Source organism: Flavobacterium rhamnosiphilum (assembly GCF_004349195.1).
Taxonomy (GTDB): domain Bacteria; phylum Bacteroidota; class Bacteroidia; order Flavobacteriales; family Flavobacteriaceae; genus Flavobacterium; species Flavobacterium rhamnosiphilum.
This window is the reverse complement of record NZ_SMLG01000007.1, coordinates 121,255-139,530: the sequence shown is the minus strand read 5'-3', so window position 1 is coordinate 139,530 and position 18,276 is coordinate 121,255. Positions and strand designations below refer to the sequence as shown.

General features: G+C 32.8%; 19 protein-coding genes. 14 read left to right on the top strand and 5 right to left on the bottom strand.

What is annotated here, in order from left to right; all coding sequences use genetic code 11:
• Window positions 1–61 precede the first annotated feature (61 nt).
• Window positions 62–1,588, bottom strand: a complete 1,527-nt coding sequence (locus E0I26_RS10835; RefSeq protein ID WP_131916492.1) for a choice-of-anchor I family protein — start codon at window positions 1,586–1,588, stop codon at window positions 62–64.
• A 187-nt stretch (window positions 1,589–1,775) separates the two neighbouring features.
• On the opposite strand from E0I26_RS10835, the gene E0I26_RS10830 reads away from it, so the two are divergent.
• The gene (locus E0I26_RS10830; protein ID WP_131916491.1) at window positions 1,776–2,816 is read left to right on the top strand and encodes an agmatine deiminase family protein; all 1,041 of its coding nucleotides are present in this window, start codon (window positions 1,776–1,778) and stop codon (window positions 2,814–2,816) included.
• An 86-nt stretch (window positions 2,817–2,902) separates the two neighbouring features.
• Here E0I26_RS10830 and E0I26_RS10825 read toward each other — a convergent pair whose 3' ends face one another.
• Complete coding sequence (locus tag E0I26_RS10825) at window positions 2,903–5,167, bottom strand: M1 family metallopeptidase (RefSeq protein WP_131916490.1); 2,265 nt, start codon at window positions 5,165–5,167, stop codon at window positions 2,903–2,905.
• Between the two features lie 172 nt (window positions 5,168–5,339).
• Between E0I26_RS10825 and E0I26_RS10820 the strand changes: the two genes are divergently transcribed.
• The 3 genes from E0I26_RS10820 to E0I26_RS10810 all read left to right on the top strand — a co-directional run bounded on the left by E0I26_RS10820 (window position 5,340) and on the right by E0I26_RS10810 (window position 7,457).
• Complete coding sequence (locus tag E0I26_RS10820) at window positions 5,340–6,191, top strand: aldose 1-epimerase family protein (RefSeq protein WP_131916489.1); 852 nt, start codon at window positions 5,340–5,342, stop codon at window positions 6,189–6,191.
• Window positions 6,192–6,207: 16 nt separating this feature from the next.
• Window positions 6,208–6,756 carry a GNAT family N-acetyltransferase gene (locus E0I26_RS10815; protein WP_131916488.1) on the top strand — a complete coding sequence of 183 codons (549 nt, stop codon included), beginning with the start codon at window positions 6,208–6,210 and terminating at the stop codon, window positions 6,754–6,756.
• A gap of 149 nt (window positions 6,757–6,905) precedes the next feature.
• Complete coding sequence (locus E0I26_RS10810) at window positions 6,906–7,457, top strand: DUF3575 domain-containing protein (protein ID WP_131916487.1); 552 nt, start codon at window positions 6,906–6,908, stop codon at window positions 7,455–7,457.
• Window positions 7,458–7,460: 3 nt separating this feature from the next.
• On the opposite strand, the gene E0I26_RS10805 is transcribed toward E0I26_RS10810, so the two are convergent.
• The gene (locus E0I26_RS10805; RefSeq protein WP_131916486.1) at window positions 7,461–7,691 is read right to left on the bottom strand and encodes a VF530 family protein; all 231 of its coding nucleotides are present in this window, start codon (window positions 7,689–7,691) and stop codon (window positions 7,461–7,463) included.
• A gap of 49 nt (window positions 7,692–7,740) precedes the next feature.
• Here E0I26_RS10805 and E0I26_RS10800 point away from each other — a divergent pair, with 49 nt between their 5' ends.
• Window positions 7,741–8,226 (top strand): phosphoglycerate mutase family protein, encoded by a 486-nt coding sequence (locus E0I26_RS10800; RefSeq protein ID WP_131916485.1) that lies wholly within the window; start codon window positions 7,741–7,743, stop codon window positions 8,224–8,226.
• Between the two features lie 85 nt (window positions 8,227–8,311).
• On the opposite strand, the gene E0I26_RS10795 is transcribed toward E0I26_RS10800, so the two are convergent.
• Complete coding sequence (locus tag E0I26_RS10795) at window positions 8,312–8,995, bottom strand: OmpW/AlkL family protein (protein ID WP_131916484.1); 684 nt, start codon at window positions 8,993–8,995, stop codon at window positions 8,312–8,314.
• Between the two features lie 145 nt (window positions 8,996–9,140).
• Between E0I26_RS10795 and smpB the strand changes: the two genes are divergently transcribed.
• Together smpB and E0I26_RS10785 are read left to right on the top strand one after the other, a co-directional pair.
• The gene (gene smpB / locus E0I26_RS10790) at window positions 9,141–9,593 is read left to right on the top strand and encodes an SsrA-binding protein SmpB (protein ID WP_131916483.1); all 453 of its coding nucleotides are present in this window, start codon (window positions 9,141–9,143) and stop codon (window positions 9,591–9,593) included.
• An 80-nt stretch (window positions 9,594–9,673) separates the two neighbouring features.
• Entirely contained in the window at window positions 9,674–10,723 is a 1,050-nt protein-coding gene (locus E0I26_RS10785) for a Fic family protein (protein ID WP_131916482.1), read from the top strand.
• Window positions 10,724–10,750: 27 nt separating this feature from the next.
• Here E0I26_RS10785 and E0I26_RS10780 read toward each other — a convergent pair whose 3' ends face one another.
• On the bottom strand, window positions 10,751–11,392 hold the full coding sequence (locus E0I26_RS10780) for a protein-L-isoaspartate(D-aspartate) O-methyltransferase (protein ID WP_131916481.1): 642 nt from the start codon (window positions 11,390–11,392) through the stop codon (window positions 10,751–10,753).
• Window positions 11,393–11,536: 144 nt separating this feature from the next.
• Here E0I26_RS10780 and E0I26_RS10775 point away from each other — a divergent pair, with 144 nt between their 5' ends.
• From E0I26_RS10775 to E0I26_RS10745, 7 genes are all read left to right on the top strand, one after another.
• Entirely contained in the window at window positions 11,537–12,502 is a 966-nt protein-coding gene (locus E0I26_RS10775; RefSeq protein WP_091170433.1) for a Gfo/Idh/MocA family protein, read from the top strand.
• A gap of 42 nt (window positions 12,503–12,544) precedes the next feature.
• Window positions 12,545–13,432 carry a 3-hydroxyacyl-CoA dehydrogenase family protein gene (locus E0I26_RS10770; RefSeq protein WP_099715112.1) on the top strand — a complete coding sequence of 296 codons (888 nt, stop codon included), beginning with the start codon at window positions 12,545–12,547 and terminating at the stop codon, window positions 13,430–13,432.
• 79 nt (window positions 13,433–13,511) lie between these two features.
• The gene (locus E0I26_RS10765; RefSeq protein WP_131916480.1) at window positions 13,512–14,732 is read left to right on the top strand and encodes a DUF1015 domain-containing protein; all 1,221 of its coding nucleotides are present in this window, start codon (window positions 13,512–13,514) and stop codon (window positions 14,730–14,732) included.
• Between the two features lie 33 nt (window positions 14,733–14,765).
• Entirely contained in the window at window positions 14,766–15,419 is a 654-nt protein-coding gene (locus E0I26_RS10760; RefSeq protein ID WP_131916479.1) for a YggS family pyridoxal phosphate-dependent enzyme, read from the top strand.
• Between the two features lie 27 nt (window positions 15,420–15,446).
• Complete coding sequence (locus E0I26_RS10755; protein ID WP_131916478.1) at window positions 15,447–15,815, top strand: four helix bundle protein; 369 nt, start codon at window positions 15,447–15,449, stop codon at window positions 15,813–15,815.
• A 176-nt stretch (window positions 15,816–15,991) separates the two neighbouring features.
• Complete coding sequence (locus tag E0I26_RS10750; RefSeq protein ID WP_131916477.1) at window positions 15,992–17,353, top strand: exonuclease domain-containing protein; 1,362 nt, start codon at window positions 15,992–15,994, stop codon at window positions 17,351–17,353.
• Window positions 17,354–17,380: 27 nt separating this feature from the next.
• Window positions 17,381–18,214 carry an ion transporter gene (locus E0I26_RS10745; protein WP_131916476.1) on the top strand — a complete coding sequence of 278 codons (834 nt, stop codon included), beginning with the start codon at window positions 17,381–17,383 and terminating at the stop codon, window positions 18,212–18,214.
• Window positions 18,215–18,276 lie beyond the last annotated feature (62 nt).

The following is an 18,276-nucleotide window of genomic DNA, read 5'->3' as shown; positions in this document are numbered from 1 at the left end:
AATTAAAAAATCCCTGCTTAGAATGATTTCTCAGCAGGGATTTTTATTTAAAAATAAGCTCTTAATTCAAATCTGGCTGGAATATTTTAACGACACCATCACCTTCACTACTCACCACAACTAAACTTCTTTTAGTCGGACTTTTCGAAGCCGGAATAAAAAGCAATCCTTCTGGAGCATCACCTGTTTTAAAAGTCTGTAAAAATTTTGGATTAGCTGGATTCGTAACATCATACACCATAACGGCATCCACTCTTTCCAACCCAACAAAAAGAATCGTTTTATCGCCCATTTTAGTAACCACAACTGATTCTGGCTCTACTGATTTATCATCACTTCTGGTATCATCATATACACCAAATTCTTGGGCTTTTTTATCCAATTCATTTTTACTGTCAAAAACCATTTCTCCTGTATTTCCATTCCAAATAGAAAAAGAGCGGGCTCCAAAAGAAACTAATTCATCAAAATCACCATCACTATCCGTATCACCCATTTTGGTGTTGATATTCAATCTTCCCATGCTTGCCTCTGCTTTTAAAGCAGCCGCATTAGGAAATGCTATTGGATCAAGAACAACTGAAGAACTGCTGATTCTTTTTACATCTACAAAAGCAGAATATTCTCTGGCATCTCCTTCATTTGCAGTAACAAAATAAGGGATTTTATTGATTTCAAAATTACTGATGGCATCCGGTTGAAACATTCCTTTCGTTTTCCAAATATTCATCAAAACGCCACCATCTTTATCGCTGATATCTATGGCATTTTCGGCGAGATTGTACTCTTTGTACCCTAATGGGAAAATATTCGTAATAGTTTTAGTTGCCAAATCAATTTTAGCCACTCCGTTATTTTCCTGCAAGGTCACCCAAGCCGTTTTAGAATCGGAAGAAATCGTTATGTATTCCGGTTCAATATCAGAGGTGAAATTATTTGTTGGACTTGCAATTCTGAATCCTTTTGTTTTCAGCGTACTCAATTGATTGCTAAAACTTCCGAAATTTAAAGTCGTCACCGCATAATTATTATTAACCGCAATAATAGAAACGGAGCCGTCCGGATCTATAGAATAGGTGTCATTTGGCTCTCCTTCATTAGCAGTCATGATGTAATTTCCGTCAGGAGAGAAAGTAATCATATCTGGCAAAGCACCAACCGTAATTTCTTTGATCACACTGTAATTAGTCGTATCAAAAACGACCACTTTTCCAGCATCTTGCTTATTTGGTTTTGCTTCTAATGCAACTGCTAACTTGCCATTATAGGTTGCAACACTATTTGAAGCTCCGTTAAATGGGGTTAAATCGATACTTGTCACAAAAACCGGACTGGATGGATTCGATAAATCAATAACATCAATCCTATTTGTATTACTATTATTAACGGTAAATAACTTTTTAGAAACTTCATCATATGCACTTATTTCAGCAGCTCCGACACCACCAATAGTAATAGAACCAATTTCTTTGAAAGTTGCTGCATTTTCATTTACAACTAATTCAGGAGATTCCTCTTTATTAGAGTCATTTTCGCAACTTGACAATACCATAATTGCCGCTAGAAAAGTAATACCATATTTTTTCATAACTGTATTTTTAAATTTTTTTCAAAAATAACTAGCTGAAGCCCGACAAGAATTAACTCAATATTATATAATCATTACCAAAACTATTCTTATAAATTCATGAAATGCCCGAAAATGAATAGTTGTTAACTATTTTAAAATCCTACTGAATGTTTATATTTGCAGTCTTTATAATTAGAAACGCTATATGACTACAAATAATAGAAGATTTCCTGCTGAATGGGAAAAACAACAAGGGATTTTACTTTGTTTTCCACACAACGGTAAGGATTGGCCGGGAAAATATGAAGCAGTTCAATGGGCTTTTGTAGAATTCATAAAAAAAGTGGCTACTTTCGAGCATGTATTTTTAGTGGTTGCAGATGATAATCAAAAAGAAAAAGTCAATACCATGCTGGAAACAGCTCATGTTGTACTTGCAAATATTTCTTATATCATTCATAAAACCAATAGAAGTTGGATGCGTGATTCGGGTCCAATAATCGTTAAAAACGGAACCGAAAGAGAAGCGTTAAACTTTAATTTTAATGGTTGGGCCAAGTATAAAAACATTCAGCTTGACAAGTTTGTCCCTGCGAAAGTGGGAGAATTTCTAAATATTCCTGTTACTCCCGTACTGTACAAAGGAAAACCGGTTATTGTTGAAGGCGGTGCTATTGATACCAATGGAAGAGGAACTTTACTAACTTCAGAAGAATGCTTGATGCATCCTGATATTCAGGTTCGGAATCCAAATTTCACCAAAGCCGATTATGAAGCGGTTTTCAAGGAATATCTTGGGATTACGAATGTGATTTGGTTAGGTGACGGAATTGAAGGTGATGATACGCACGGTCATATTGATGATTTATGCCGATTTGTAAATGAAGATACGATTGTGACTATTGTAGAAACAGATCCAAATGACAATAATTATGCGCCTTTGCAAGACAATTTGAAACGTTTGCAAAATGCCAAACTGGAAAATGGTAAATCACCTGTAATTGTAGTTTTACCGATGCCCAAACGTTTGGGATTTGACGGCTTGCGATTACCTGCCAGTTATGCAAATTTTTTGATTTTGAACAATTGTGTTTTGGTCCCTACTTTCAATGATTCAAATGATCGTGTTGCGCTAAACATCCTTTCAGAATGTTTTCCTGATAGAGAAATCATCGGAATTAGCGCTATTGATTTAATATGGGGATTGGGAACTTTACATTGTTTGAGTCAACAAATTCCAGAATAAAAAAACAAACTTTTACTGTTACATAAAAAAAACACCAACATTATGCTGGTGTTTTTTTATGACTATACCGATTCAAAAAATATAATTTACTCTTTAGTAAAAGGTATTTTCTGTCCGTCACTCAAAATCATGTCTAATCCAGTTTTACTTTCATTAAATTGAAATGTAATCCCTGCTTGTTTAGACTCAAAAGTATCTTTTTCAATACGTTCAACAGTAAATGTTGGATAATTCGTTATGGCAACATTTAGAGCATTATTCTTTTCTGAAAACACAATTTTTATTGGAGCATTTTTATTAGAATAGGTTCCTAAATATTCATCTAAGATAATGTCAACATCAATCATTCCATTGGCAGAAGTCCAAGTATTATTTTCTTCATTACTATCTGGCAAAGCATGATCCGGGTCAAGAGTAATACTTTCAATTTCTTCCGTCGAATTATGTTTGAATGACCAAGCTTTGTTTCTTTGCCAAATTTCTACCGGCAATTTAACACGAATTACTTTTCCGCTTTTCGTTTTTATATCTAAAATTACCGGCATTGCCATTTTTTCGAAGTTTTCAATCGAAATTACAACTCCCTGTTTTGGATCGTTTTTAATGTATTTTATAGCATTAATTCCTTGGTCTAAACGCCAGTTGTATTGGAACCAACCTCTCCAAAACCAACTCAAATCTTCTCCTGCAACGTTTTCAATTGTTCTAAAGAAATCATCCGGTTGTGGATGTTTGTAAGCCCAACGCTCTACATATGTTCGCAAAGCTAAATCAAAACGCTCTGGTCCAAGAACTTGTTCACGCAAAATCACTAATCCCGAACTTGGTTTTGAATACGCTAAAAGACCAATATTAGCTTCTTTCATATTATCAGGCGAACTCATTATGGTTTCAAGATTTGGACTCGTATACACTTCAGCTCTTTGGTGCATATCAGCTGGCTTATCTTTGTATTCGCCATTATTAAAATCAACAGAACTCAATGAATTAATAAAAGTATTAAAACCTTCATCCATCCAAGCAAACATTCTTTCGTTTGACCCAACAATCATTGGAAACCAAATGTGTCCAAATTCATGATCTGTAACTCCCCATAAATCTTCCCCTTTAGACTCCCAACTGCAAAAAACAATTCCTGGATATTCCATTCCGCCTTCGTTTCCGGCAACATTTGTAGCGGCTGGATAAGGATATTCCAACCATCTTTTAGAATAATTTTCTATAGAAGCTTTCGTATATTCTGTTGAACGTCCCCAAGCACCATTTCCCGCGCTTTCAACAGGATAAACAGAAATAGCCAATGATTTTTTTCCACTTGGCAAATTTATTTTTGCAGCGTCTAAAATAAATGCTGCTGAAGATGACCAAGAAAAATCACGGGCATTTTTAATTTTATAATTCCACGTTTTAGTAGTTGCAGCAACTGTTTTTGATGAGTTTGCAACTTCCTCAGCTGTACGAATAAAAACTGTTTTATCACTTTGTTTTGCCTGAGCCAAACGCTTTTGTTCTTTGGCAGAATAAACAGCTGTAGGATTCAGTAATTCCCCGGAACTCGCCACAATATGATTGGATGGTGCTGTAATGCTCACATCAAAATCACCATATTCCAAGTAAAATTCCGAAGCTCCTAAATACGGATTAGTATTCCAACCTCTTACATCATCATAAACACACATACGTGGATACCACTGTGCTATGGTGAAAATTTTACCGTTTTTAGTTTCCAATACCCCCATTCTATCAGAACCTTCAAAAGGAGCTATAAAAGAGAAGTCAATTTTGATTTTAACAGAACCACCTTTAGGATTTAATCCTTGTGGAAGAAAAACCTGCATTCTGGTATCCGTAATTACATACTTCGCTTCAGTCTCTGTAGATTTTCCTTTAACGGTAGCAATTACTTTAACTGATTTTATTTTATGTCCACCGTCAAAAATTTGGCCTTGGGCCCCATTTCGGCTTCCTGTCAAAGGAACAACTGCATTTCCACGGGAATCCGCTTTGAATAAATTTTGGTCTAAGTTCATCCAAACAAAAGCCAATTTATCTGGGCTGTTGTTCGTATACGTGATGATTCCTGTCCCAGTAATTTCGTTCTTTTTTTCATCCAATTTTGCCTTCAATTGATAATCGGCTCTGTTTTGCCAATATTCAGCTCCTGGTTGCCCACTTGCTGAACGCGTACTTGTTCCATTTTTTGAATAAAAAAATGGGGCAAAAGCATCATGATAATCATAGTTTGAGATTGGGTTACTCGATACATTTACAGGGGTTTGTTGCGCCCAAATAGACGTAACTCCCAATAATAAAGCCAAATGTAGCATGACTCTGAAGCGACTGTTTTTCATTTTTCTTATAGTTTATATCACAAATTAATGAAAAAAAAGAGGATTTTAAACTATTCAGAAAGAATTGATTCCATTTTAAATAAATAAAATCAAGCTTAAACCTAATTAGAATTAAAAATTATAAAATATATTTACCATACAAAATCAATTTTTAAATTAACGAAGAACAATTTTGACAACTATAATAAAAAACTCAATTCTAACGGCTGAAATAAAAAATTTCGGTGCTGAATTAATTTCCTTAAAAACGAATCAGAATAGAGAATACATTTGGGAAGGGAATCCTGATTTTTGGGGCAAGCACTCTCCTATTTTGTTTCCAATTGTTGGGACTTTAAAAAACAATTCCTTTCATCATAATGGAATGGAATATCATTTATCGCGACACGGTTTTGCCAGAGACATGGAGTTTGAATTACTCGAAGCAACAGAAAATAGTGCTGTTTTCTCCATACAATCTTCTGAAAAAACATTAAAAGTCTATCCTTTTGAATTTGAATTGCAAATCATTTACACATTAAATGAAAATAATTTATCTATTGCATATAAAGTAATTAACAACGGAAAATCACAAATGCCGTTTTCTATCGGAGCACATCCTGCTTTTGCTTTACCAAATCAATTCGAAAATTATTCTATTGCTTTCGAAAAAGAAGAACCTTTGGAATATTATCTTTTGGAAAATGATCTAATTTCAAATAAAACGAAAAAATTAGAAGTTCATGATAAAAAGATTCCGCTGACTTATGAATTATTCGAAAATGACGCTTTAATTTTCAAAACATTACAATCCAATTCGTTGACGATTTTAGAAAATGAAAATCCAATTTTAAAAGTAAATTTTGAAAATTTTCCAAGTTTAGGAATTTGGACAAAAATGAATGCACCCTTTCTTTGTATTGAACCTTGGTTTGGTTATTCGGATACCAATGAGAACTCCGGAAATCTATTGGAGAAAGAAGGCATTCAAATTTTAGAAGCAAATGAAATTTTCAATTCAAAATTCAGTATCGAAATCCTTTAATTAAAAAAAATAAAATATGTTAACTATAAATTTCAGTCCATTCCCAAATTTAGAAACCGAACGTTTGCTTTTAAGAAGAGTGGATACTAACGATATAAAAGAGATTTTCGCTTTGCGATCTAATTCGGAAACGATGAAATACATTCCAAGACCTTTAGTCAAAACGGATGAAGATGCCTTGGAACATATTGCAATGATAGATACCAAAATAGAAACTAATGAAGGTATAAATTGGGCGATTACGTTGAAAGATGATCCAAAACTAATTGGAGTAATTGGTCATTACAGAATAAAACCAGAACATTTTCGTGCTGAAATTGGCTATATATTACTTCCAGAATTTAATGGAAAGGGAATTATTTCCGAAGCTGTAAAAGAAGTTGTCAATTATGGTTTTGAAGTGATGAAACTACATTCTATTGAAGCAATCATAGATCCTGAAAATCATGGATCTGCAAAAGTTTTAGAAAAAAATGGTTTTGTAAAAGAAGCGCATTTAAAAGAGAATGAATTTTTTGAAGGGCGATTTTTGGATACGGTAATTTATTCCATTTTAAATAAATAGTCATTGTTTTTTGTTCACTTTTATAATGTTAAAATACGTTTAAACTGACAACATTAACTCTAAACATAATAAGGTCTTAAACATTAATGGCTATATTTGCGCCTGTTTGTAGTCAAAATTTGACTGGATAAACAACAGAAAACACACTTATGAAAAAATTATTTATTGCCTCTTTTCTTTTCTTCTCTTTTTTATTGCAAGCTCAAACGTATATAAAAGCAAATGCTTTTACAACTTTAATGACAATTCCAAATGTTGGTATTGAAACGAGTATCGGCGAAAAATCTACCTTACACTTTGATGCTTTAGCCTCTTTTTGGAAATCAGTAGACGGAAAACCTAGACAATTTTACACTTTTACTCCAGAATATCGTTATCATTTTAAAGAAAAATACAATGGGTTTTACGCAGGTGCACATATTGGCGCGAGTATTTTTAATTTTCAAAAATGGAATTACTTAAATACCGATATGTATGAAAAAGGGTTTGGATATTTTATAGGTTCAACTATAGGATATCAAGTAAAAATTAATGATAAATTCATGTTGGATTGTTTCTTAGGTGGCGGTTGGCACCAAGGTTTTTATAAAGGCTACCTTATAAGTACTGGAGAGCGTTATGAAACAGTTAAAAATTATAACAAAAGTGGTGAATGGTTGCCTTATAGAGGCGGCGTTATGGTTTCCTATAAATTAAACTAAAATCTATTTGGGTAATTTAGCTACTGATTTTATATACAAATCTTCCACTTGCTTTCTTGCCCAATCCGTTTTTCGCAAAAAAGTCAAACTGGATTTTACACTTGGATTATCCGTAAAACATTTTACTTTAATGAGTTCTCCAAGAGTATCAAATCCATAATAATCGACTAATTGTTCAACGATTCTTTGAAGCGTAATTCCGTGAAGCGGGTCTTTCGATTTTGAGTTTTCCATTTTGCAAATATATAAAATCAGTAAATAATAATTTTTTAAATTTATTCAAATGAAAAAATTCATACTTATAATCGCTTTTTTTGCTTTGCAAGTTAGTTTTGGACAACAAAATACAACTACTTATTACTTTATACGTCACGCAGAAAAAACAGATAATTCTCAAAATCCTGATTTATCGGAAAGCGGTTTGAAAAGAGCTAATCTTTGGAACAAAATATTCTCAGAAGTTGGTTTTGATGAAATCTACTCAACGGATTATAAAAGAACAATACAAACTGCAAGTCCTACTGCTACAGCCAAGAAGATTCAAATTAAACTGTATAACCCTAAAAGTATAGCTATTGAATCTTTCAAAAAAGAAACTTTAGGAAAAAAGGTTTTGATTGTGGGACATAGCAATACCACACCGAATTTTGTAAATCAAATTATTAATCAAAAGATATATGCAGATATTGAAGATACTGTTTTTGGCAATCTTTATATTGTAACTATAGTTGATAAAACAATCTCATTTCAATTACTGAAATTAGAATAAAATAATCCAAAGAAACACAATTATAAAAAAAGTCACTATCGAATGGTAGTGACTTTTTGCATTTTTGTAGATTCCGAGTGAAATTTTAAAATTTCATTCCAAAGCCCATTCCTAAAATCAATGGATTAATGGTTACTTCTGCAGGAATACTGAGTCCTGCTGATAAATTTGAAGCATCAACAGTTACATCTGTTTTTAGAAATATTTTTTTAGCATCAACATTGATAAAGAAGGTGTCGTTCAACATTAAATCAAAACCCACTTGGAAAGCATAACCGACATTATTTTTATAACTAACATTTTTAACTGTATTTCCATCCTCTACGTTGTAGAAAATAGTATAATTGACCCCAGCACCAACATAAGGTTTAAATACTTTTTCTTCAAAAGGTGTAAAATGGTATTGCAAGGTTAATGTTGGCGGTAATAACCAAACATTTCCTAAATCTACATTGATGTTATTTGGTCCGCCAATTGCAGAAATATCTGAACCAACAGTATTAACATCGTGTTTTGTAGTTCCCAGAATTAACTCGGCTGCAAAATTCTTTGTAAAAAAATAGGTAAAGTCCAATTCCGGAACAAATGTATTTGAAATAGAAACATCACCTCCAATAATTCCGATTTTGGCACTTTCATATGGGATAACTGCAATTCCTCTAATACGGGCCTGCCATTTTTTGAAATCTTGAGTGCTATTTTGTTCTTGGGCTTGTGCATTTAATGTCAAAAAGGACACTGCCATAAAGGCTAAGATAATTTTTTTCATTTTAACTTTGGTTTAAATTGTTGAACAAATTTAGGCTTGAGCCTTTCATTATTAACTGATATAAATCATAGTTTGAAAAATATTTACACTTATTTTAGGGCTTATTACTGGATAAACTTTCAATTTTATTATACATTTGCAAACTATGCTAAAAACAATAAATATATTAAACAAAAGAGCTCGGTTTGACTATGAAATAATCGAAACATTTACTGCTGGAATTGTTTTAGCTGGTACCGAAATCAAATCCATTCGATTAGGAAAAGCGAACATCACAGAGAGTTTTTGTGAGTTTAGCAATAATGAACTTTTTGCGATAAATACCTATATTGAAGAATATACTTTTGGTAATCAATTTAACCACAAAGCCAGAAGCGAACGTAAATTACTTTTGAATAAAAGAGAATTAAAAGGTTTGCTAAAAAGTGTTCAAGCCAAAGGATTAACCATAGTTCCCTTGAAATTGTTTACCAATGAGAAAGGAATGGCTAAACTACAAATTGGTCTTTGTAAAGGTAAAAAGACCTACGACAAGCGTGAATCTCTTAAAGAACAAGATACCAAACGCGACTTAGAAAGAATCAAAAAATCATTTTAAATTAAAAGAGTATTGAATAAATTATTTTTTACTTAAAAAAATGACTAAATTTGTCAAGACAATTAAAAACATTTTTAAAAATGAAAACACTACTCAAAAATGCAAGAGAACAAAAAGGACTCAAAACTAGAGAAGTGGCTCAACTTTTAGGAATTGATCAAGCCTTAATAAGTAAATTTGAAAGCGGAACCAGAAAGCCTACTAGAGAGCAAGTTATAAAACTAGCATCATTATTGGAAATAGATTTAGAAACAATAATGGTCATCTGGCTTAAAGAAAAAATTCTTTACGAAATTGGTGAAGATGAATTTGCGTTAAAAGCATTATTGGTTGCTGAACAAGAAGTAAGGTATCAAAGTAAACCTTCAAAGAAAAAATTATCTACTACACTTCAGAAAATTTTAGATGAAATTGATATATTAAAGACAAAACTAGATGGGTTTCGTCAATTTGACAGCTATCGCATTGCACAAGCTTTAGAATTAGAATACACATTTGAAAGTAACCGTATCGAAGGAAATACAATGACGTTACGTGAAACCGATTTGGTTATCAATGAAGGTTTAACGATATCAGGAAAAAGTATGCGAGAACATCTTGAAGTGATTAATCATCAAGAAGCGATTGCATACATCAAAGATTTAATGCAAAGAAATAGTTCCATAAATGAACGCGAAGTACTGTCTATTCATAATCTTATTTTGAGAGGAATTCATCCTGAAGATGCGGGTCGCTATAGAAAAGTGCAGGTGATGATTCAAGGAAGCAGCCATATGCCACCACAACCTTTTCTGGTTGCCAAAGAAATGGAGGATTTTTTTATTTGGTATGAAACCAATAAATCAAGTCTTCATCCTATAGTTTTGGCTGCTGAAATGCACGAACGACTAGTCACTATTCATCCATTTATTGATGGAAATGGCAGGACTTCACGTTTGGTTATGAACTTGATTTTATTACAACATGGCTACATCATTGCTAATATAAAAGGTGATTATGATAGTAGGATGCACTATTACCAAGCGCTGGAAACAGCCCAAACTAAAAATAATAAAGAAGATTTTTTATTGTTCATCGCTCAAATGGAAAAAGAAAGCCTGGAACGGTATTTAAATATTATTGGTCAATAAAAAACCCGCTGATTAGCGGGTTTTTATTTAATTTTTATCTTCTAATAAAGGAACGAATCTAAATTCACCAAACTCATGTTTCTCAAATTGCGTCTCATTTTTTCTAATTAACAAAGTCATAATTTGTACCTCTTCTCCTAACGGGATAACGAGCCTTCCTCCTATTTTTAGCTGTGCCATCAAAGGCTGTGGAATAAATGGAGCGCCCGCAGTAACAATAATACTATCAAAAGGAGCGTAACTTGGTAATCCTTTATAACCATCTCCAAAAGAAAGATGTTTGGGACGAATATTCAGTTTTGGAAATAAAACAGAAGTTTGTTTAAACAATTCTTTTTGTCTTTCAACGCTAAATACTTTGGCTCCTAACAAACATAAAACAGCTGTTTGATATCCAGAACCTGTTCCTATTTCTAAAATTTTATGTTCTTTTTTTACTTCTAATAATTGAGATTGAAAAGCTACGGTGTATGGTTGCGATATCGTTTGACCAGCTCCAATAGGAAATGCTTTATCTTGATAAGCATAATCTTCAAAACTGGAATTTAAAAATAAATGTCTTGGAATCTTTTTTATCGCATCCAAAACACTTTTATCAGTAATCCCTTTTTGTTCTAAAACGCTTACTAATTGATTCCGAAGTCCTTGATGCTTGGCTGTGTCTTTCAAAATTTACTATTTTATTTTGGCAAAAATAGAAAACAATTTCTGAATTCAAATGTTGGATTTTAAATTTTAAATTAACTGAATAATTGTCTCATATCAATAATAGATTAATCATTTTATTGCTATTTTTGTAAAAATTACATCGTTATGCTGAAAATTGGAGTATTAGGTGCTGGTCATCTAGGAAAAATACATTTGCGTTTATTACAACAATCTGATAAATATGAATTAGTTGGTTTTTATGACCCAAATCAAGAGAATGCCGAAAAGGTTTCTAAAGAATTTGGTTATAAACATTTTAGCACAATTGCAACTCTTATTCATGCAGTTGATGTAATTGATATTGTTACACCAACTCTTTCTCATTACAAATGTGCCAAAGTAGCCATCAAATCTGGCAAGCATGTTTTTATTGAAAAACCAATTTCAAATACGGTGGAAGAAGCCGAAGAAATTATCGCCTTAGCAAAAGAGTATAATGTCAAAGGCCAAGTTGGACATGTGGAGCGTTTCAATCCAGCATTTATCGCTACCAAAAACATGATCGAAAACCCAATGTTTATTGAAACCCATCGTCTTGCCGAATTCAATCCTCGTGGAACCGATGTTCCCGTAGTTTTAGATTTGATGATTCATGATATTGATGCTATTTTGAGCGTTGTAAAATCAAAAGTAAAAAATATAAATGCCAGTGGCGTTTCGGTTATCAGTGATACACCGGATATTGCTAATGCGAGAATAGAATTCGAAAACGGTTGTGTTGCTAATTTAACGGCGAGCAGAATTTCGATGAAAAACATGCGTAAATCTCGTTTTTTCCAAAAAGACGCTTACATCTCGGTTGATTTCTTAGAAAAGAAATGTGAAGTGGTAAAAATGAAAGATGCTCCGGAAGTTCCCGGTGATTTTGATATGATTTTACAAAATGCTGAAGGCGTAAAAAAACAAATCTACTTCTCCAATCCAGATGTAGAACAAAACAACGCAATTCTTGATGAACTGGAATCTTTTGCAGATGCCATCAACAATAACACTACTCCTGTGGTGACATTGGAACAAGCAACTGAAGCCTTAAGAGTAGCGTACCAAATTATTGATTGTTTCAAGAAATAATCTTTAAATCCAAAAATTACAATATTTTAATCCAAAATAAGAATGAAAACAATAGCCGTAATCGGAGCAGGAACAATGGGGAATGGAATCGCCCACACCTTTGCACAAAGTGGTTTTACCGTAAAATTAATAGATGTTTCAGAGAAATCTTTGGATAAAGGAATGGCAACAATCGCCGCTAATTTAGACCGAATGATTGCAAAAGGGAGCATCACCCAAGAAGACAAAGCTAAAACGATCACCAATATTATCACTTATACAGATATTAAAGATGGTGTTGTTGGAGTAGATTTAGTGGTTGAAGCTGCAACTGAAAATGTAGAACTAAAACTAAATATCTTCAAACAATTAAACGAGGCTTGTTCTCACAATACGATTTTGGCAACCAATACTTCTTCCATTTCGATTACTCAAATTGGAGCAGTTGTCGCGCATCCGGAACGTGTTATCGGAATGCACTTTATGAATCCGGTGCCTATCATGAAACTGGTAGAAATTATTCGTGGTTATAATACTTCTGACGAAGTGACAAAAATCATCATGAATCTTTCCGAGAAATTAGGAAAAACACCTGTTGAAGTAAACGATTATCCTGGTTTTGTTGCTAATAGAATTTTGATGCCAATGATCAACGAAGCTATCGAAACATTATACAATAAAGTGGCAGGTGTTTATGAAATTGACACTGTTATGAAACTCGGAATGGGACACCCAATGGGACCTTTACAATTAGCCGATTTTATTGGTCTTGATGTATGTTTAGCCATTTTAAATGTAATGTACGACGGTTTCAAAAACCCAAAATATGCGCCTTGTCCATTACTGGTAAATATGGTTCGTGCAGGAAAAATGGGTGTGAAATCTGGCGAAGGTTTCTACGATTATTCTGAAAGCAAAAAAGCAGAGAAAATTTCTAAACAATTTATATAGTCTCTATGTTTAAAAGTTGAGAGTCTGAAGTTAATTACTTTAAACTCTCGACTTTTGACTTTTGACTTTTGACATAATTATGGCTAAAATAGTTCCTTTCAAAGCAGTTCGTCCTACTCGTGATAAGGTTTGTCTTGTCACTTGTCGTTCTTATGAAGAATATGTAAATGCTGAATTAGCAGCACAATTGGATTTCAATCCGTTGTCTTTTTTGCATATTTTAAAACCAGCTTATACCAATCAGGAAAGCGTTTCTTTTGAAAAAAGATACCGACAAGTACATCAAAAATATGAGGATTTCAAAAATGAAATCATTTTAGTAAAAGACAAAAAACCTGCCATTTATATTCATAAAATTGTTACCAAAACACAATCATTCACAGGAATTATTGCGGGAACAAGCGTAGAAGATTATCGTAATAATATCATCAAAAAACATGAAGATATTATTGCTTTCAGAGTCCGATTACTAAAAGAATATATGAAATATTCGGAGTTCAATACAGAACCTGTTTTAATGACATATCCAGATAATAAAACGATTGAAAACTGGATTTTTAATTGTACCCAAAAATTAGCTGATTTTGAATTTTCAACCACAAAAAAAGAGATTCATTATCTGTGGAAAATTGAAGATGCATTAGAAATCAATTGGCTACAAAACATATTTGAAAAAACAAATAATCTTTACATTGCTGATGGTCACCATCGTACCGAAGCACTGAAATTATTATCCGAGGAAAATGATGATCCAGAAAACACGTCCAAAAATCATATCCTGAGCTATTTAATTTCCGAAAACAATGTCAAAATATACGAATTCAATCGTTTAGTAAAAGATTTAAACGGTTTCTCGAAAGAAGATTTCATAAAAGAATTAGAAAAGAATTTCATTGTTGAAAACAAATTCCAACAACCTTTTCAGCCTTCTCAAAAGCATCAGTTCGGAATGTATCTTGACAATGAGTTTTACAGCTTAATTTTGCGAAAAGAAAATGAAGTTTTCAAAACAGCATTGGATAGTTTAGATACACAAATTTTATACAAGAAAGTGTTGCTGCCAATTCTAGCCATTGAAGATTTACGCAATGACGAACGAATAGAATATCTTTCAGGAAAACAATCCGTTTTAGAGGTGAAAAATAAAATTGATCAAGGAGAATTCGAAATCGGTTTCATATTATTTCCATCAAACATTGGAGAAATAAAAGCATTGGCCGATGCCAATCTAATTATGCCTCCAAAAAGCACGTATATTGAACCAAAGTTTAGAAGCGGACTAGTCGTTTATGAACTTTAGGTTTTAGCAACGCTTTAAAATCAAAACATTAAAATGTCAATATCGAACAACTTACTCAAGATAAAATCTACATTACCGGAACACGTAACCTTAGTTGCAGTTTCTAAAACCAAACCTGTTTCAGATTTAATGGAAGGGTATGAAGCCGGCCAACGCATTTTTGGAGAAAACAAAATCCAGGAAATGGCCGAGAAATGGGAACAAATGCCCAAAGACATTCAGTGGCACATGATAGGTCACGTTCAAACAAATAAAGTCAAATTTATGGCACAATTTGTGAGCTTGATTCATGGAGTCGATAGTTTGAAATTAGTACAGGAAATTAACAAACAGGCGCTAAAACACAATAGAATCATCGATTGTTTATTACAAATACATATTGCAGAAGAGGAAACTAAATTTGGTCTTGACGAGGAAGAACTCGCTTCACTTCTATCCTCAAATGAATTCCAAGAACTGAAAAATATTCGAATTGTTGGATTAATGGGCATGGCTACTTTTACAGACCATAAAGATCAAATCAAGAAAGAATTCACTCATTTGAAATCTATTTTTGATCAATTCACAATTCATAATTCACAATTTACCATTCTCTCCATGGGAATGTCCGGAGATTATCAACTTGCAATTGAATGCGGAAGCACAATGGTTCGAATAGGAAGTAGTATCTTTGGGGGAAGAAATTAGGAATAACAGAACTCAATTTCAATAAAAATGCAAGTAAACGAACCTAATTTTGATAAAATCTACAATTTTGAAGACCGTTTAGTTAGATTTGCAGGTGAATGTATTTTCTTTGTTAGAAAATTAGAAAAGTCTTATGAAATTGAATATTATAAAAACCAACTGATAAGATCATCTGGAAGTTCTTCACTAAATTATGGAGAGGCTCAAGGAACAATAACCAGTAAAGATTTTATGTTTAAAGTTTCTCTTTCCGTTAAGGAACTCAAAGAGTCCAGAAATTCATTAAAAGTTCTTGATTATATAAAAGCAGGAGATTTAGAAGAAAGAAAGTGGCTTTTGACAGAAGTTGAAGAACTTATTGCAATTGCTTCAAAAATGATAAACAATAAAAAATAATTCAATAAGAATTACAATGGCAATAACAATATTTTTTCAATAGCAATTACAATAGCAATTACAATATTCAATTTTTTAGATTTTTAAAATTGATATTTGATTTTAATATTGACTTTGTTATTGTAATTTATTTTTGAAATTGCTATTGCTATTGATTTTTGAAATTGACATTAAAAATGTACGCAATACTAGACATAGAAACTACTGGAGGACAATTCAACGAAGAAGGAATCACTGAAATCGCCATCTATAAATTTGATGGTCATGAAGTGGTGGATCAATTCATTAGTTTGGTAAATCCCGAAATTCCAATTCAGCCATTTGTAGTGAAACTTACTGGTATTAATAATGCCATGTTACAATCTGCTCCCAAGTTTTTTGAAGTTGCAAAACGCATCATCGAAATGACAAATGATTGTGTTATTGTCGCTCATAATGCCTCTTTTGATTACCGAATATTAAGAACTGAATTCCGACGATTAGGGTATGATTTTGAAGCCAGAACACTTTGTACAGTTGAATTATCAAAAAAATTATTACCAGAGCAACCATCCCATAGTTTAGGAAAACTGGTCCGTGCTCTTGGAATCCCAATGGCTGACAGACATCGTGCAAGTGGTGATGCTTTGGCGACAGTGAAATTATTTAAAATACTTTTGGAGAAAGATTTAGAAAAAGAAATTGTAAAAGATTTTATAAAGCTGGAAATCGAAAAAGGAATCGCTCCAAAATTATTGGATATTGTTTCTAGTTTACCCGCTAAAACAGGCATCTATTATATTCACAATGAAAAAGGGAATCTGATCTATATTGGCAAAAGCCGAAACATAAAAAAACGTGTCAATCAGCATTTTACAGGGACTTCCACAAAATGCAAGAAGATACAAGCCGAAGTTTTCACGGTAACGTATGATGAAACCGGAAGTGAATTGATCGCTTTATTGAAAGAAAGTGAAGAAATAAAAATCAACAAACCAATTCATAACCGAGGACAAAGAAAAAATATTTCCCAATTGGCTTTATACGCTGAAAAAGATAAAAATGGTTATCTGAACCTAAAACTTCAAAAAGCGGACGGCCGAAAAAAAGAAATCACTTCCTTTACTTCCTTGCAAGAAGGTAAAAATGCGTTGTTCAGAATAACATCCCATTATAATTTGTGTCAAAAACTTACCGGTTTATATGTTTCAAAAACAAACTGTTTTCAATACAATATAAAAGAATGTGATGGTGCTTGTATTGGTGAGATTTCCGCTGAAGAATATAACGCAAGAGTTCAGGGATTTATAGAAAAGAATAGTTTCGAAAATCAAAATATGGTACTTGTTGACCGAGGAAGAACCATCAATGAACGCAGCGCAGTTTTAATTGAAAACGGAATTTATAAAGGCTATGCTTTCTATGACTTAAACTATCAAATAAACAACATCGAAATCCTTAAAAACATTATCATTCCCATGCAAAACAATAGGGATATACGTAATATCATTCAAGGTCATGTTCGAAAAAGTAAAACACTGAAAATCGTAAAATTCTAATCGCATGCTAATAATTACAACATAATTATGCAAAGATTAAAGTCAAAATTTGACACTTTTAGATATAGAACTAATGTCGTAATTTACGGTACGAATACCGCTTCAGGAAGATTATTTGACCTTATTCTTTTAGGTGTTATTCTATTGAGTGTCATTATAGTTATGCTCGAAACGGTCAAAGGTTTTGATACCAAGTACCATTATGAACTTATAGTATTAGAATGGATTATAACCATTTTCTTCACCTTAGAATACCTTCTTAGAATTATATCCATCAAAAAACCATTGAAATACATCTTTAGTTTTTATGGAATAATTGATTTGATAGCAACATTACCCATGTATTTCTCCTTATTTATTGTTGGAACCAGCGTTTTAACAGTTGTCAGAGCTTTACGATTATTGCGATTATTTAAGATTTTGAAACATCCAAAATTCTCAAGTCAATCCACTCATCTAAAAGAAGCATTGATTGCCAGTAGAGGCAAAATACTTATTTTCATTTATTTCATGTTAATCAGCAGCATCATAATAGGTTCTGTAATGTACATCGTCGAAGGAAAAGAGGGCGGTTTTACCAGCATTCCCATCAGTATTTATTGGACCATCGTAACACTGACAACAGTAGGATATGGAGATATTTCGCCTATAACACCGCTAGGACAAGCCATCGCATCGATAGTAATGATAATGGGTTACGGTATTATTGCGGTTCCTACAGGAATTGTTTCTGCTGAATTTGCAAACAGCAATCGCAAAAAACCAAGAGAAGAAAGAATTGATCCGTGTGCTAATTGTGGTACCGAAGGACATGAACATAATGCAAAATACTGCTATCATTGTGGCAAAGATTTAAAATAATATTAATTTGAAGCAATTCCAGCTGTACACTGCAACTCCTCGTTATTCCAGTTGTTTTTCTA

Coding starts and splice junctions, on each gene's coding strand:
- E0I26_RS10835 (WP_131916492.1), bottom strand. CDS start 1,588: ATGAAAAAATATGGTATTACTTTTCTAGCGGCAATTATGGTATTGTCA.
- E0I26_RS10830 (WP_131916491.1), top strand. CDS start 1,776: ATGACTACAAATAATAGAAGATTTCCTGCTGAATGGGAAAAACAACAA.
- E0I26_RS10825 (WP_131916490.1), bottom strand. CDS start 5,167: ATGAAAAACAGTCGCTTCAGAGTCATGCTACATTTGGCTTTATTATTG.
- E0I26_RS10815 (WP_131916488.1), top strand. CDS start 6,208: ATGTTAACTATAAATTTCAGTCCATTCCCAAATTTAGAAACCGAACGT.
- E0I26_RS10810 (WP_131916487.1), top strand. CDS start 6,906: ATGAAAAAATTATTTATTGCCTCTTTTCTTTTCTTCTCTTTTTTATTG.
- E0I26_RS10805 (WP_131916486.1), bottom strand. CDS start 7,691: ATGGAAAACTCAAAATCGAAAGACCCGCTTCACGGAATTACGCTTCAA.
- E0I26_RS10800 (WP_131916485.1), top strand. CDS start 7,741: ATGAAAAAATTCATACTTATAATCGCTTTTTTTGCTTTGCAAGTTAGT.
- E0I26_RS10795 (WP_131916484.1), bottom strand. CDS start 8,995: ATGAAAAAAATTATCTTAGCCTTTATGGCAGTGTCCTTTTTGACATTA.
- smpB (WP_131916483.1), top strand. CDS start 9,141: ATGCTAAAAACAATAAATATATTAAACAAAAGAGCTCGGTTTGACTAT.
- E0I26_RS10785 (WP_131916482.1), top strand. CDS start 9,674: ATGAAAACACTACTCAAAAATGCAAGAGAACAAAAAGGACTCAAAACT.
- E0I26_RS10775 (WP_091170433.1), top strand. CDS start 11,537: ATGCTGAAAATTGGAGTATTAGGTGCTGGTCATCTAGGAAAAATACAT.
- E0I26_RS10770 (WP_099715112.1), top strand. CDS start 12,545: ATGAAAACAATAGCCGTAATCGGAGCAGGAACAATGGGGAATGGAATC.
- E0I26_RS10765 (WP_131916480.1), top strand. CDS start 13,512: ATGGCTAAAATAGTTCCTTTCAAAGCAGTTCGTCCTACTCGTGATAAG.
- E0I26_RS10760 (WP_131916479.1), top strand. CDS start 14,766: ATGTCAATATCGAACAACTTACTCAAGATAAAATCTACATTACCGGAA.
- E0I26_RS10755 (WP_131916478.1), top strand. CDS start 15,447: ATGCAAGTAAACGAACCTAATTTTGATAAAATCTACAATTTTGAAGAC.
- E0I26_RS10750 (WP_131916477.1), top strand. CDS start 15,992: ATGTACGCAATACTAGACATAGAAACTACTGGAGGACAATTCAACGAA.
- E0I26_RS10745 (WP_131916476.1), top strand. CDS start 17,381: ATGCAAAGATTAAAGTCAAAATTTGACACTTTTAGATATAGAACTAAT.